This window comes from Priestia sp. 10L35 (assembly GCF_056395685.1).
The window spans coordinates 72,068-87,641 of record NZ_JBFTKA010000006.1; the positions used below are offsets into that span (position 1 = coordinate 72,068).

Sequence of the window (15,574 nt, forward strand, 5' to 3'; positions counted from 1 at the left end):
TACTCTCCTGTTTTACGTGAATTAACGTTTTCTTTTAACTAAAAGCATAACACCTTCTACTCTGCATAATAGCGTCGACATTAAGTATACTAAACCACCTGCAAGACAGACAATACCAAATCGTAAGATAACATGTAATGAATTCAAAAATGCGATGTCCTTCAAGAAGAACATGAGGATAGCAACAGGTACAGAAGCTAAAAGAATTTTTCCTGTTTCTTTCACTAGATATCCGTAATGGAAGTGATTGATTTGTTTTGCCAGCATAACGAATACGATGGCCGTATAGAAAAAGGCAACCACTGACATGGAAAGTGCTAATCCTTGGTATCCCATAAATTTAGTGAAAATCATGTTAAAGATGATGTTTAACACAATGGATAATAAGCCTGCTCTCATAATAAGATAACCTTTTTGAAGAGAATAAAATCCTTTTGCAAGAACAGCTTGCAACGAATAGAAAAACACCGAACCTAGGTAATAATAAGATACATCGGTTGTTTTTAACGTTGAATTTGCGTCAAATGCACCGCGCTGATAAGCAATCATTACAATGTCTTTCATGTAAAAGATCATAATAACAATCGTCGGAATCAGCAGCATCAGCATAAACGTAATCCCTTTTTCAATTCCAGATTTAAAGCGTTCTTCATCTTTTTCAGAAATGGCTCTGGCAATCAGCGGATAAATAATGGTTGCGACCGTAACCCCGAATATTGCCTGGGGAATACTTACAAGTCTGAAGGCGTAATTTAAGTATGAAATAACACCTTCACCAAAGGAGCCAGCAAAGAAGAAGTTTACAGTTAAATTAATTTGACCGACCATAATGGTCACACCAACAGGGATGAATACTTTATAAAAAGCCACCACTTCATCACGGTCAATTTTTTGCTTCCATAACAGCAGATGCTGCGGTTTAAAATAGACAACTTTAATTAAGAAAGAAGCAATTGTTCCTACAAAATAGCCAAGAGCAATTGCATAGCCGCCCATAATTGAATGTAATAGGATTGTACTTAAAATCGTAAATAGTACAACAACCGTTTGAGAAAACACAGAGAAAGAATATTGACTTCGTGCATCAAATACACCTTCGTATACTGCATTCACTCCAACTAGTGAAAGAGATAAGAAGTACATAACGCCCGTATAAATTCCTAGTTCAATTGCTGCTTTGGAAAAATTAGAATACGAAGCGGGAAAGTAAAAGAAAGCGGCAATTGATCCGAGAACCGAAATAATGAAACAAATAAGAAAGGTTGATTTAACAATATTAGTCAAATGAACCTTTCCTTTATTTTCTTTTTCATAGCGTAAATAACTAGGAATAAATGCATCCTTCATCCCCGTTAGCATAAATAAAATAAAAGCGTTTGGAATGATCATTGCTGCGTTGTATGAATCGACAATATAACTTGTACCGAAATAGTTAGCAATAACTAAATCACGAATCATACTAGAAAATTTCAAAAATAATGTTGATATGAGCAGTAAAATGCTCGCGAATTTTAAGTTTTTCATGCGAAACTCCTACCTTTTCAAGTTATCTCATCAACTATTAGCAATAAAGAAGCATCCGACAATTAGAAGAATACAGCCGATAACTTGTTTTGTTGTAACTTTTTCTTTAATTAAAAAGTAACCGAATGTTAATGTCCAAATATACGTAATAGACGTGAGCGGAAATACAATAGAATAAGGTAACAGCGTTAAAACATACACATTAAGCAGAGCTGCCGCCCCGTAAAAAAGGCCGCCACCCACAAAGCAAATAAGCGCTAGCTTTATCTTTTTTTCATTTAAATACGTAGAAATATACTTGAAAAAGACAGCTCCAACTGAACCTAAAAGAGTCATAATAAGTAAAAGCGGGATACTATTCATCTTGGCCACCTACTAAAATTACACCTACGATAATAATAAGAGTACCGACCAGCTTCATAGGGCTAATGGTTTCATTTAATAGAAAGAAACCAAGAGCAATGCTGATTACGTATCCTAGGCTTAAAAATGGATGAAGCAAGGAAACTCTTTCAAATTTAAAAGCGGCAATCATAAAAACCGCTCCTAATCCATAAAGAAAAAAACCAATAATTAAATTTAAGTTAAATGAAGCTTCGGACAACTTCCAAAAAAGTTGTCCAACAGCTGTAAACAGGGAAGCCACGATAATGAGTGTGATTCCTAGCTTTTTGTTGTAATTGCTCTCCATCAGGAGGTCACATCCCTTTCTTTCTGATCAAATCGGATAAAAGGAAGACCAATAAAGAAGAAAGACACAAATACGCTTGCTAATAAATATCGAAAATCTTGAGCCGGCAATGCCGCAAGAACAGAAAGCGTGTTAAGAGCCCAAGGAATGACGATAATAAGTGACGTAATTCCTCTTCGAATCACTAGCATTAATGAAAATAATAAAATGACACAGTGATAAAAAGCTGGTTTCCATAAGAATGTAAAAACAGGGTGCTTAAAAATAGCTAAGTAAGCATTGGCAGTATGCGTAATAAACGGCTCGATTACTTTATTTTTAAGACCTAAATCATTGCCGTAATAAATGTTGGTTACATACGTATCTGTGTAGCCATCTTTAAAAGGATTGATTTGCCATACCAAAGCCGTTTGTTTGAGAAACCCTTCCGTTGCTAGATAAGGATTTTTGATGACAATGCTAGCATAATTCTTAAAGTAAAGACCTAGATCATTAAAAATAAACTCGCGGTCGTAGTATTTCCAAGTGAATTTAATAGGATCGCTTTTATATGGATTGTACTTTTCTTTCCACAATTCAATAGGAAGCACTTTATTAAAATATTCGCGCTCTTCTTTTGACATCTCCCCATCATTTGAAATGATGTTTGCAATTTGTTGAGTTGGGATAGACAAAGCTTCATTGGGATCCGAAGGCTGTACATCAAGCCACGTGAACACAGGGCCTGTAACAATCTTTTGTAAAATAAAGACAACTAAGAAAATCGTGACAAGAGGTTTCCAATTTTTTCTGAATAAGACGATCATTAAAAGGAAAGTCAAAACAAATACAGGAAAACCATTATGTCTAAAGAAAGCTACTCCAAATGCAGAAAGTAAAAGTAAGAAAAAGCCTGCTTTACTTTTAATCCAAGCACCTTTTGACAAATAGATTTTTGCAATATTCACCGTAAAAAACAGCAGAAAAGCACTGTATAAAATATCTTTCCAAATAATAATTGAAAAGATTAAAAAGCTTGGAATAATGACAATAATAGCTGTTAAAAGTCCAATCATAACAGGATGTGCTTTGCGTTTAATGAAAAAATCGAACGTATAGGCGTATATGCTTACTACAACAACAATTTGCGTGAATGCTACAATTCCTGGGTTATCCCATATTTTTGTCAGCAGCATAATCAGCCACGTAATCATAATAGGGTGCCAATCGTTAAATTCTCCGTTATGTGCCTGTCTCCACTGTGCTAATGAATCGGGAGTCATGGCCGCTGGGAAAAAGGCGAACCAGTAATATAGACTAACAGCTAAAATAAGAATCGTAACAATTCCTAGGTAACGCTTTGGGTGTGCAAATGTATAGTGAAAATCGTTTATCTGTTTGATAGCGCTGAGTACAGCGGCCGTTAGCAGCATTGCCAATAAAGTACGGCTGACGGCATACAAAACGAGTAAGAAAATAGTTGAGCTCGTCATATGTAAGTTATCTAAAAGAGAAAACTGTACGATAAACGAAAAAACAATCAGCAATAGCCATTCTAGCGGTTTAAATGAAGCATAAGCTCTATTTTTATAAATAAAAATAGAGCTTATGATGGTAAATACAAGTGCAGCAAAAAGGGAAAGATAGTGAACACCATCTGGATTACCAATACTTAAACCGATAAGAATAATTAAAGCTGTTACTGTAAGCAGCAAAATACTTTTTTTATTCTTCATCATTGTTATTCTCCTACTTGTTCAATCTGTTCAATTTTTTTATTTAGTTCTAATTCATATTGCTTGCGATTTAATGAAGCGATTGTATCTAGAATTAATCCACAGACGAAAGATAAAACACCTAACACCATCAATCCAGTTGCTAAGATAGATGAAGGTACTTTGGTAATAAAGCCTGTATCAAAAAATTCATAAAGTACTGGAGCACCAACAGCTAATCCTGCGACAATAAATAACACTGTCCAAATGGAGAAGAACTGAAGCGGCTTGTACTCTTTAAATAACGTAAAAATCATTCGTAACACTTTAAATCCATCAGAGAACGTATTAAGTTTCGATTCGCTGCCTTCAGGTCGATCGCGATAATCGATCGCGATTTCTTTTAGGCGGAAGCGTTTATCTAACGCGTGAAGACTCATTTCTGTTTCAATTTCAAATCCCGGGCTCATCACAGGTATTGATTTTACAAATAATTTATCGTACGCACGATAACCTGTCATGATATCTTTAATGTTGCTTTTGTACAGGCCGTTAATTAAAGAACGTACTAAGTTGTTTCCGAAATTATGGAAAGCACGTTTGTTTTCTTCGAGATACGTTCCGTTTGATAAACGATCTCCAATGACCATGTTAGCTTCTCGATTTCTAATAGGCTCAATTAATTGATGAACAAATTCTGCAGGATACGTATCATCCCCATCTACCATGACATAACAATCTGCATCAATTTCTTGAAACATCGAACGTACAACGTTTCCTTTTCCTTGCTTGAATTCTTTTTTGACGATTGCCCCGTGTTCAAGTGCAATTTCACTTGTGCGATCTTTTGAATTGTTATCGTACACATAAATATCTGCACTAGGCAGTTCGCGTTTGAAATCGTCAATTACTTTTCCAATTGTTACTTCCTCGTTATAACAAGGAATTAAAACTGCGACTTTCATTTTTCCACCTCATCAAAAAAAATTGTTGGGAGTTGTTCAGCAATTACATCTACTGTGTAGCGGTTTGCTGTTTGTAACGCCTGTTGAGACATTTGCTGTTTCACATCTTCAGGAAGATTAATAAAAGCCTGTAGCTGTGAAGCTAGTTCGTCTACATTTTTAGGTTCAAAGAATAGACCATTCTTTCCGTTTATAATGTAATCTTTTAGACCACCAATCTGACTCCCAATTACGGGTGCTCCGCAAGCCATAGCTTCGAGGCCGACTAAGCCCAAACTTTCTCCCTTTCTTACGGTCGGAAACACGAATGCTTCAATTGCATTATATACGTAAGCAAGAGAGGACTGAGGAAGGAGAGGGAAATGGATGACTTTTTCCTCTAGGCCCAGAGTCTTGATCATTTCTTTAAATGCAGCTTCATCTTTTCCGCTTCCAACGTATAGGTATTTGTAAGAAGTGGGCATTTGTTGTTCAGCTTTTGCAATTGCTTGCAGATAGTATTCCCATCCTTTACCCACATCGATGCGGCTTACACATCCAAGATAACGGATAGTAGGGTCCAAGTTTAGTTCTTGATAAGCTTTGCTTTTATCTGCATAAGGGTGAAACAGATCTTTATTCACTCCTCCGCTTGGAAAAATATAGATTGGGTTAGGAACCTTATATTTCTCTTCAACGAGCCCTTTATAATAAGGAGAAGGAGTAATAATTTTAGTAGAATGGTGCAATAAGTCATTTACTCTAGGCTGATACTTTTCCTGTGAAGGTACTTCAGGTACAGCGTCTGAACCATGCACGTTTGTCACAATCTTCACATTCTTCTTTAGCTTTTTAAGAACCAGCAGCGGAAGAGCATTATGAGATGCATAATGTACGTAAAGGTAGTCGTAGTTTTTTGTCAAGCCCGTCAAGACGACATTAGCATAATGAGAAGCATAGCTAAAAAGCTTGCTTAATTTACTTGTCTTTTTTTGCATGACAATTTTATCAACTTGAATACCATGTTGAACTAAAATTTTTTCAGTGTTTTGAACAAATACACCATAGCTAGGGAATTGTTCCGAAGGATACATATTTGAAATCAACAAAATTTTCATGATTGTTTCACACCTATTTTTCTTTATTAGTTTATGATAATGACAACGGGTGTTCATTTAAATAGAGCTTACATGTATCATCTTACTATTAAGTTGAGCGATTTCATTGATAAACATGCAAAAATGGGTTGCATATCGCCAACATCACAATATTATAGCACACCTACTTTTTAAAATGCGAAAGTTTATCGGACACTTCCAAAACGATAGATAAAGCAGTAAAGAAGATGATTTTCACATCATCATAATCACACGAAAAAAAGCGAACGCTATTCGTTCGCTTTATGTCACTTATTTCACTTCAACGCTTACCCCAAAATGGTCGGAAACAACGGGATAATGTATGCCGTTAAAAACCACAGTTGATGACTGAATATCCTGCGCATGACTCGATAGAATTAGATCAAGGCGCAGTGCCCGTTCATTATCATCCCATCCAGCAATGTTACCTTTAACTGTAATACCGCTGTCTTTTTTGTTCGATAGAGTATACGTATCATAGAGGCCTTGGCTCAACAGGTAGTCGTAACCTTCATTTCGTCTATGAGCGTCATTATTAAAGTCTCCGAGTAGGAAAAATGGGTTATCTTTGTGTACATGAGCTAGCAGCGTATCAACTTGCTGCTTGAACGGCTCTTCCTCGTCATCCCACCAGCCAAGATGACAAGAATAAAACGTAAGGAGTTCTTTTTCATATTCGATTGTGGCTCCAACAATTCTTCTCGTTTTCCAATAGTCAATATTTGACGTTTGTGAAACAAAAAATGAATGCTCTTCAATAATAGGGTGTTTCGTTAAAATGGCAATTCCTTCTTCATACACTTCATAGCCTATATGAGATAAATCCCATACCAATTGATAGTCTTCACCTTGCTTACCCAGTTCTTTTGCTAAAAGCAAAGCGTAATTATCGCTGCGAATGTAGTCATATACATAAGGTGCGTCTACTTTTTGGCTTACTTCCTGTAAAGCAATGACATCATATTTTTCTTTTTTAATTACTTCAGCTAGACAAGATAACTTGTCTAGCTGATTTTCCTCTTGCCAAGAGTGGCAATTTAACGTTAATAGCTTCATTATGTTAAGCTCCTAACAAATCTTGAATGTCGGATTTCAAAACATCCGCTTTAGGTCCATAAATAGCTTGTACCCCTTTATCTTTCAAGATTAAACCAAGGGCTCCGTTTTGTTTCCACTCACTTTCTCCTGCAACGGCATGTATATCTTTTACCGTTACACGTAAGCGAGTCATACAAGCATCAACGTCTTCAATATTGTTTTCTCCGCCAAGCAGTCCAATAATGACTGGGGCAAGCGAATCATTTTTCACCTGCTTGCTGCTTGTTGCAGTTGTTTCTTCATCGATATAGTTTCCGTTACGTCCCGGCGTTGGGAAGTTAAAACGTTTGATTAAGAAGTTTGCCACTCCAAAATTCAAGCCAAAGAATACAAGGCAGGCGATGACAAAGTTCATTAAGTCAGCCCATAGTCCGGCTTTGATAATCATTGGTGTACGTGTTAATAGTTCAATTACGCCAAAGGAGTGTACGCGAACATGAACAATATCAACAATGGCAAAAGCCAGTCCAGTCATAATTGCATATACGACATATAAAAGAGGTGCTGCGAACATGAACATAAATTCAATTGGTTCTGTTACGCCTGTTAAGAAAACAGCTAGTCCAGCTGAAAAGAACATTGAACGATATTTTGAACGTTTGTCAGGATCTACGTTACGATACATTGCTAAAGCGATTCCAATTAATGACGCACAAGATAAAATCATCTGTCCTACTTTAAATCGTGCAGGTGTAACGTCATGTAAGAGCTGTTTGTAGCTGTCCATATCTCCTGCAGCGCGGAAATTATTTAAATCTGCAATCCAAGCAAGCCACAAAGGATCTTGACCGGCAACAGTGGAACCTGCTCCAGAACCTGTTAAAATTTTGTACGTTCCGCCTAGCTCCGTGTAGTTCATAGGAACTGTCAGCATATGATGAAGACCAAATGGAAGAAGCAGGCGCTCCAATGCTCCGAAAATAAATGGTGCTAGAATAGGAGCTGTGTCTCTAGATGTTGCAATCCACTGTCCGAAGCTGTTTAATGAACCTTGGATGAACGGCCATACAATGGATAAAAGCAGTGCCGTTACAACTGAACCACCGATGACCACAAATGGTACGAAGCGCTTGCCGTTAAAAAACGAAAGGGCTTCAGGCAATTTATCATAGTTGTAATATTTATTGAATAAATTCGCACCTAAAAACCCAGCGATAATTCCTACGAACACTCCCATGTTAAGAGCAGGAGATCCTAAAATAGATGTGAAGTAGTCTTTTACAACTAATTCTTGTCCAAACAGTGATTGAACCGTTGCTTTTGAATCTGAGAGCATTTCTGCTTTAACTCCGAAAATGGCTCCTGTAATTCGATTAATAAGAATGAATGCGATGAGTGCAGCAAATGCACCTCCAGCACGTTCTTTTGCCCAAGAGCCCCCGATGGCAACAGCGAACAAAATATGAAGATTTGTAATGATACCCCAGCCTATGTCTTCCATCACGCGTGCAATTGTTTGTACAGCAGTGATGTCTCCCCCAGTCATTGCAACTAGTTTTCCAAGTGAAATCATAATACCAGCTGCGGGCATAACCGCTACTACTACTAATAAAGCCTTACCAAATTTCTGCCAAAAATCAAATGAAAAGAACTTCTTCATAGTTTTTCCCCTTCCCCTATGTATGGGTTTTCATTTTATTTTTTGATAAACTATATTTCAAAGATAGTGCAACCGTTTGCATAACCTTATTGTAATAAAAGGGCTTTCATAATGCAAGACTGTAATTTCTCTTTTTTTGAAAAATTTATTCATGAATCATAAATGATGAAAAAAATTTTATGATAAAGTGAACAGTATTACCGGTATTTTAACACGATAGAATGTAATCAAAGCATTCAAGTAATGGCATAAAGACAAGTGCAGAGGAGGATAATATGAAAAAAGAAGGGCTACAAGCGATTATTTTTGATTTAGACGGTGTTATTGCAGATACGGTACATTTATATTATAGAGCAAATAAAAAAGTAGCAGATCAACTTAACGTTTCATTTTCTGAAGAACTGAATCAGCAGCTGCAGGGGATCAGCCGAGTGAAAACTGTAGAGCTCATTGCTGCACAAGGCAACGTACGTCTCACAGTGGAAAAAAAAGAACAGCTTGCTGATGAAAAGAATAAGCATTACCAAGCATTAATAAGGGAAATGACAAAGGATCATCTACTTCCAGGAATACAATTGTTGTTAGAGGATTGCAAAAAGCAAGGCATTAAAATGGGAATTGCTTCTTCTAGTTCAAATGCAAATACTGTAATAGATTCGCTAGGAATACGTTCTTTTTTTGATTGCATTGTGGATGTGAGAAAAATAAAGAAGGGAAAACCAGATCCAGAAATATTTTTGACAGCTGCCGATCAATTACAAGTAAAACCCTATTCATGTGTGGGCATAGAAGATGGAGAGGCCGGTATAAAAGCTATTAATCAAACAGATATGGTTTCTATCGGCGTTGGTAAGCATCTGAAGGAAGAGGATGTGAGTTTTCACGTATATTCAACAGCTGATTTGCATTTAAAGACGATCAAAGAGGTTTTCGAAAAAGCAAGAAAAGGAACAGATTATAACAGCGCGTATACAAAAAATTAGTAAATCTTTTACATGCAAGTAGCAAAGCGCAAAAAAACATATGCTAGAATAAAATAAGAGAGCAAAGCTGCATAGGAAGGGGTACATCATGATTAAATGTATTGCGATCGATATGGATGGAACTTTAGTAAATAGTGAACAAGTTGTAAGTAAAGAAAATGCCCAAGCGATTAAGACAGCTCAAAAGGCAGGGGTGGAAGTTGTTGTTGCTACGGGACGTTCTTATGAAGAGGCCCGTTATGTTTTAGAAGAAGCAGGACTTCATACATATTTAATTTGTGCAAACGGAGCAGAGCTTCGGAATCCACAAGGAGAAAAACAATATTCAGTAGGCATGACGATGGAATCTATTCGCGAAGTAGAGGGTATTTTTAAGAAGTTTCAGCTGTACTTTGAAGTCTATACAAGTGAAGGCACGTATTCAAATGACTATGAAAAAGCTTTGTCGGTATTAATGGATATTTATTTAAGCGCTAGCTTAAAAGATAATTATGAAAAATCGTTAGAAGCGGCAAAAGAGCGTTTCAATAGCGGCAGAGTAAAGCTTATTGAAGAGTATGAAGCGTTATTTCAAGATCCAAACAAGGACATTTATAAGCTGCTTGCTTTCTCTTTTGACGAAGAAAAGTTAGAACAGGCAAAAATAGAACTTGTGAAGTTAGATTCGATTGCAGTCAGTGCATCTGGTAAAGAAAATATTGAAATAAATGATGAAAATGCTCAAAAAGGAATTGCAGTTACATCATTTGTTCAAGAACGCCATATTTCTCTAGAAGAAACGATGGCCATTGGAGACAATTATAACGACGTATCGATGTTTCAGCGAGTTGGACGTGCTGTAGCGATGGGGAATGCCCCTCAAGAAATTAAAGAGTTTGCCCATATCGTAACAGGAACAAATGACGAGCACGGCGTAGCTCAAGCTATTTTAAATGCGCTTGAAACAGTTAAACAATAAGCAAACTAAAAAGCATGCCTTTAGGCATGCTTTTTAGTTTGTTACTTTCTCCTTGTTACGACGGTATGCACCGTGATTTGTCGGTCCAACATATTGATTTAAAGCAAATGAATGACGAATTGCTTCTGTAATAAATTCTTTTGCTGTATAAATAGCTTGTTTGACGTCACTGCCTTTTGCCAATTCAGCAGCAATCGCAGCTGAGTATGTGCATCCAGCACCGTGCGTGAATGTTGTTTCAATACGTTCAGACTCTAAGATCTCAAACGTTTTTCCATCATAAAGCAAATCAATTGCTTTTTCATGCGCCAATTTACTTCCGCCTTTAATCAATACATATTCGGCACCAAGGTCAAAAATCTTGACGGCTGCTTCTTTCATTTTATCGACCGTTTTGATAGGACCAAGTCCACTTAATTGACTAGCTTCAAATAAATTAGGGGTTACGACTGTTGCTTTTGGAACTAGTACATCACGCAAGCTGACAGTTGTTTCCGGGTGAAGCGCTTCGTCTTCTCCTTTACATACCATCACAGGATCTACTACGACATTTTTTAAACCATATTCTTCAATTGTTTTTGCGGCTAGTTCAATAATTTCCACTGAGCCAAGCATACCTGTTTTTAGAGCTTGTACGCCTACGCCTTTTACAATTGTTTTCAACTGCTGTTCAACAGTTGAAACTTCTTGCGGAAATACGTTATGAGACCAGCTGTTATCGGGATCCATTGTTACAATTGTTGTTAAAGCTGTCATTCCGTAAACACCCAGTTCTTGGAATGTTTTTAAATCCGCTTGAATGCCAGCTCCGCCGCTGCTGTCAGAACCCGCAATGGTTAATGCTTTATTCATTGTCATAAAAAATCCTCCCGTATTTTAAGTTCATAGAGAAAATAGAGTAAAACTTCCACCGGTCGGTTTTTAGCTGCCCAATGTGTTTTAGATAAATTTCTTCCATTCACTTTTCACTTTTTCTTTTATTTTATCGCTTTTAATGTAGATATTCAATTTCTAAAAACTGTATGAATCCTAAGTGTATACTTTTGTCTTAGCCTCTTTTACCTTATGGTACAAGCACTCTTTCTTTTCATGAATAAAATAAAGAGAAACTTAAGAAAGGGTGATTCACATAAAAAAACATTCTAATCATGACAGTTATAAAGACGATTCGTATGCTTTCAATAAATCACAACCTCGCAAAAAAAACCACAAAGATTATTATATGAATTCAAATTTAACAAATGATCACTTCAGAACTGTTAAGGCAGGCACTTTAAATGTTTGTATAATTGTATTACCAGGAGCTAAAGTTGATCGAAACTCCACAGATAATCAGTCTATAGTTCCCAATCGTGTAAAAAGAGACATAGCCGCTGCTAATAAAATATGGAAACAATATGAGAAAAACCGATTAATCCAAGGTGTTACATTTACTATTACACGTTCAGTTGTTTTTTTGGAAAACATCAGTGGCATTGTTAATAATGCGGAAAATTTTCCAATTGGAGGGGCTAGTCATCTTACAATGGTACAAGCAATGCTTAAAACTGGCCGAAAAGTTTGTCAAAATGCTGATGTGTATGTATTTTACATGAATGGAAATAGATTTGGGCCTGTTAATTTTGATTATTCATCTACTCTCGCTGTAACTTATAATTCTTTTCCGCTTATTATTATGACAAATGCAAGTACAGATGAGTATCTTCTCGCACATGAATTAGGTCATTTTATGTTTATTACGAATCGTTTTAACGAGACGGATGATCCAGAACCTTTTCATGAACTAGATGGAAATCATAATAGAACGCCTAGTAACCTTATGTTTCCTACTCCTGAATTCTGGCCAATAGTACCGGAGATTACCAGTGAACAGATACACAAAGCTTTAAATAGTCGTGTTTTTTATAGCTAATTGTTGTTCATATAAAATAAAAACGCCCTTAACAGCGGGTTAAGGACGTTTTTCACTATTTATTAGATAGAAGCTAATTCTTTTTCAAGAGCTACGTCTACTGATACGTAATCATAACCTAAATCATGTGCAACTGCTTCGTACGTAATGGCTCCGTTTGCAACGTTCACTCCTAATTTTAACGCTTCGTTTTGAGCGATTGCTTTGTGAACACCTTTAGAAGCAATTTGAAGTGCGTAAGGTACGGTTACGTTTGTTAAAGCAATTGTTGATGTGCGAGGAACTGCTCCCGGCATGTTTGCAACTGCATAGTGTACAACCCCGTGCTTTTCATAAGTCGGCTGATCGTGTGTTGTAATGTGGTCGATTGTTTCAACAATACCGCCTTGGTCGATTGCTACGTCAACAATAACAGAACCTGGCTTCATTGTTTTCACCATTTCTTCCGTTACTAGTTTTGGAGCTTTTGCACCTGGGATTAATACTGCGCCAATCACTAAATCTGACTCTGCTACTGCATCTGCAATATTGTAAGGGTTTGACACTAGCGTATTGATTTGGTTGCCAAAGATATCGTCTAATTGACGTAGGCGTTCAGGACTTAAATCAATAATTGTTACATCAGCACCGAGACCGATTGCGATTTTTGCAGCATTTGTACCAACACCGCCGCCTCCGATAATCGTTACTTTTCCGCGGCTAACTCCAGGAACACCCGCTAATAAAATTCCTTTTCCACCGTTTGATTTTTGAAGGAATTGTGCACCGATTTGAGCAGCCATACGTCCTGCTACTTCACTCATAGGTGTTAATAGAGGCAATGTACGATTTACTGCTACTGTTTCATAAGCAATGGCTGTTACGCCGCTATCTTTTAATGCTTTTGCTAGTGCTGGTTCAGCTGCTAAGTGAAGGTATGTGAATAAGATAAGACCTGGTCTAAAATAGCCGTATTCACTTGCTAATGGTTCTTTTACTTTCATAACCATTTCAGCTTGTGCCCAAACGTCAGCTGCTGTCTCAACGATTTCAGCTCCAGCTTTTACATAATCTTCGTTTGTGAAGTTACTTCCAATACCCGCTTCATTTTCAATTAATACACGATGACCTGTACCAACAAATGATGCTACGCCTGCTGGTGTAATCGCTACTCGGTTTTCGTTGTTTTTGATTTCTTTTGGTACGCCAATAATCATGATTAATTTCCCCCTTGGTCGTTTGTGTACCTTTAGTATAAAGAAAGTTTTATGAAATTTCTTTGTCTAGAAAGAAGAATTGAAGAAGTGGTTTTTGTTTAAACACACAAATGTAAACGCTTACTTATCAGAATTTTTAATTTTTATGTAAGGTCATCTAACATCATAAGGAAATAAAAAGTAAAAAAAGAGCTATTTGTTTATTAGAAAATAAACGAATAGCTCAATGTTAAAAGAAGTTACATTATCTGTTATTTTTTATATTTCATTAACTTAATATCAATATAAAGAGTCATTTTTTGATTAACGTCCTTTAAGTTAATATCACCAATCTCTGAAATTCGCTTTAATCGATAGCTAAGTGTATTCATATGCACATTTAATTCTTTTGCTGCTTCGTTAATGTTATTATCATTATTTAAAAATACTTCAAGAGTCTCCACCAAGTTGCTATTATGACGAAGATCGTAATCAGTTAGCTTCTTTAAAGAATGGTTTTCAAATTGATCTTGCACGCGCTTTTCTAAAATAACATCAAGAAATTGATAAATACCTAATTCCTGATAGTTAATAATCTCTTTCGTTTCTTCTGGAAACTTACTTTTCATATCTAATACGTTCAAGGCTTCTTTATAACTTTTTTCGATATGATCGTGCGATGAATAAATACTGCTGCAGCTGGCTTTAATTTGAGTAACATCAAAGCGTTCATACATGTTGCCTCTAAAATAGTCTACAAAATCTCGCTGTTCATCAAGAGGGTTTTCAACCGCATCCAAAGAAAGCAGTAAGATTAAGTCATTGCAATCAATCGTATAAAGAACGATTTTCAAGCGATGCATCGTTTTTAGCATATACGAGATTTGACGTTCAGCTTCAGGCGTAATATCTTCTTGGAAGCGGAAGATAGCAATGGAAAATGTTGATGGAGCTGTAATTTGAGCTTCATAAAACGCTTCTGAAATTTCTTGGCGAGACTTAATGTGACCAGTTAATAATTTCCAGAAAAATTCTTGTGAACGTTCCTCTCGTTTATACTTTCGAATTTGAAGCTGTAGCAATTTATTTTTTAATACATTCGCAGCTTTTTTTAATAGCTCTACTTCTTTGTCGCCTAAGGCTTTCTCAATTTCAACAGCCCAGATGAATCCTAGAACTTCTTCATTTTTCCAGATGGAAATAGCTATACGATCTCCAAGCCCAATTTCATTTATATTTTTCACACGCACAGGTTCATTTGTCTCAAGCAGTTTAGGAATAATGCCTTCTTTCCATAAGTTGTTGATGACTTTTTCCGGAACTCTTCTTCCAATAATTGTGGCAATACGCGCCTGGTCCGTTCTTTCGTCATGGGTGCTATAAGCTAATAAGCGATGATTAGCATCTTCAATGGTAATAGGACAGTTCAATACTTCGCTAATGCGATCAGCGAATTCTTCAAGCGTATCAAAATTTTCCTTGAACGGATCTTTGATTGGTTTCGTCATATATAAAATCCCTCTTCATAAAACAAAATAAGTACTAGTACAGCTTTTTAGCTACAATAAATATAGTAAAACGGTAACAACCGTGTTGATCATCAATTCATTGAAATGATTAACTGCTTAATATTTTAACAAAAGTAATTGTTTAAGAAAATGTTAAAATGCGTCTAAAGGTAGTTAAGAATGTACGGATGATTAGTAACTGCGTTCATTTCGCTTATTTTATCGAAATTTTCTTCAAAATAATCAATGTTCGGTGAGCATGATTCTTTTCAAATGTGTATAATAAAACGTATGATTATGGTTATATCAAACTTGAATCTGTAACTTTCTTTATGATATGTTCAGTTA

14 protein-coding genes are annotated in these 15,574 nt (G+C 36.3%); 3 read left to right on the forward strand and 11 right to left on the reverse strand.

Annotated elements, in window-relative coordinates:
• Window positions 1-21: 21 nt before the first annotated feature.
• The 8 genes from murJ to AC1DEF_RS20685 all read right to left on the reverse strand — a co-directional run bounded on the left by murJ (window position 22) and on the right by AC1DEF_RS20685 (window position 8,690).
• Window positions 22-1,524: a murein biosynthesis integral membrane protein MurJ gene (gene murJ, locus AC1DEF_RS20650; RefSeq protein ID WP_016765962.1), complete on the reverse strand. Its 1,503-nt coding sequence runs from the start codon at window positions 1,522-1,524 to the stop codon at window positions 22-24.
• Window positions 1,525-1,554: 30 nt separating this feature from the next.
• Window positions 1,555-1,887 (reverse strand): EamA family transporter, encoded by a 333-nt coding sequence (locus AC1DEF_RS20655; protein ID WP_016765961.1) that lies wholly within the window; start codon window positions 1,885-1,887, stop codon window positions 1,555-1,557.
• Complete coding sequence (locus tag AC1DEF_RS20660) at window positions 1,880-2,215, reverse strand: EamA family transporter (RefSeq protein WP_013059873.1); 336 nt, start codon at window positions 2,213-2,215, stop codon at window positions 1,880-1,882. Before AC1DEF_RS20660 ends, AC1DEF_RS20655 begins: the two co-directional genes overlap by 8 nt.
• The gene (locus tag AC1DEF_RS20665) at window positions 2,215-3,933 is read right to left on the reverse strand and encodes a DUF6020 family protein (RefSeq protein ID WP_318331355.1); all 1,719 of its coding nucleotides are present in this window, start codon (window positions 3,931-3,933) and stop codon (window positions 2,215-2,217) included. The genes AC1DEF_RS20660 and AC1DEF_RS20665 overlap by 1 nt, the downstream gene beginning before the upstream one ends.
• Window positions 3,934-3,935: 2 nt before the next feature.
• Window positions 3,936-4,874: a glycosyltransferase family 2 protein gene (locus AC1DEF_RS20670; RefSeq protein ID WP_013059871.1), complete on the reverse strand. Its 939-nt coding sequence runs from the start codon at window positions 4,872-4,874 to the stop codon at window positions 3,936-3,938.
• Window positions 4,871-5,971, reverse strand: coding sequence for a glycosyltransferase family 4 protein (locus tag AC1DEF_RS20675; RefSeq protein WP_477727538.1), 1,101 nt, complete (start codon window positions 5,969-5,971; stop codon window positions 4,871-4,873). Before AC1DEF_RS20675 ends, AC1DEF_RS20670 begins: the two co-directional genes overlap by 4 nt.
• A 291-nt stretch (window positions 5,972-6,262) precedes the next feature.
• Window positions 6,263-7,048, reverse strand: a complete 786-nt coding sequence (locus AC1DEF_RS20680) for an endonuclease/exonuclease/phosphatase family protein (RefSeq protein ID WP_097824937.1) — start codon at window positions 7,046-7,048, stop codon at window positions 6,263-6,265.
• 4 nt (window positions 7,049-7,052) lie between these two features.
• Window positions 7,053-8,690, reverse strand: coding sequence for a PTS transporter subunit IIBC (locus AC1DEF_RS20685; RefSeq protein WP_025752447.1), 1,638 nt, complete (start codon window positions 8,688-8,690; stop codon window positions 7,053-7,055).
• 275 nt (window positions 8,691-8,965) lie between these two features.
• Here AC1DEF_RS20685 and pgmB point away from each other — a divergent pair, with 275 nt between their 5' ends.
• Together pgmB and AC1DEF_RS20695 are read left to right on the forward strand one after the other, a co-directional pair.
• Window positions 8,966-9,673 (forward strand): beta-phosphoglucomutase, encoded by a 708-nt coding sequence (pgmB, locus tag AC1DEF_RS20690; RefSeq protein WP_097824936.1) that lies wholly within the window; start codon window positions 8,966-8,968, stop codon window positions 9,671-9,673.
• A gap of 88 nt (window positions 9,674-9,761) precedes the next feature.
• Entirely contained in the window at window positions 9,762-10,631 is an 870-nt protein-coding gene (locus tag AC1DEF_RS20695; RefSeq protein WP_074896224.1) for a Cof-type HAD-IIB family hydrolase, read from the forward strand.
• A gap of 33 nt (window positions 10,632-10,664) precedes the next feature.
• On the opposite strand, the gene pdxK is transcribed toward AC1DEF_RS20695, so the two are convergent.
• The gene (gene pdxK, locus AC1DEF_RS20700; RefSeq protein ID WP_013085513.1) at window positions 10,665-11,489 is read right to left on the reverse strand and encodes a pyridoxine/pyridoxal/pyridoxamine kinase; all 825 of its coding nucleotides are present in this window, start codon (window positions 11,487-11,489) and stop codon (window positions 10,665-10,667) included.
• Between the two features lie 364 nt (window positions 11,490-11,853).
• Here pdxK and AC1DEF_RS20705 point away from each other — a divergent pair, with 364 nt between their 5' ends.
• A complete protein-coding gene (locus AC1DEF_RS20705; protein ID WP_255255799.1) occupies window positions 11,854-12,543 on the forward strand; it encodes a hypothetical protein in 690 nt (229 codons plus the stop codon).
• A 62-nt stretch (window positions 12,544-12,605) separates the two neighbouring features.
• Here AC1DEF_RS20705 and ald read toward each other — a convergent pair whose 3' ends face one another.
• Both ald and AC1DEF_RS20715 read right to left on the reverse strand, forming a co-directional pair.
• On the reverse strand, window positions 12,606-13,739 hold the full coding sequence (gene ald, locus AC1DEF_RS20710) for an alanine dehydrogenase (protein WP_013059863.1): 1,134 nt from the start codon (window positions 13,737-13,739) through the stop codon (window positions 12,606-12,608).
• Between the two features lie 251 nt (window positions 13,740-13,990).
• Window positions 13,991-15,226 (reverse strand): PucR family transcriptional regulator, encoded by a 1,236-nt coding sequence (locus AC1DEF_RS20715; RefSeq protein WP_097824934.1) that lies wholly within the window; start codon window positions 15,224-15,226, stop codon window positions 13,991-13,993.
• Between the last annotated feature and the right edge of the window lie 348 nt (window positions 15,227-15,574).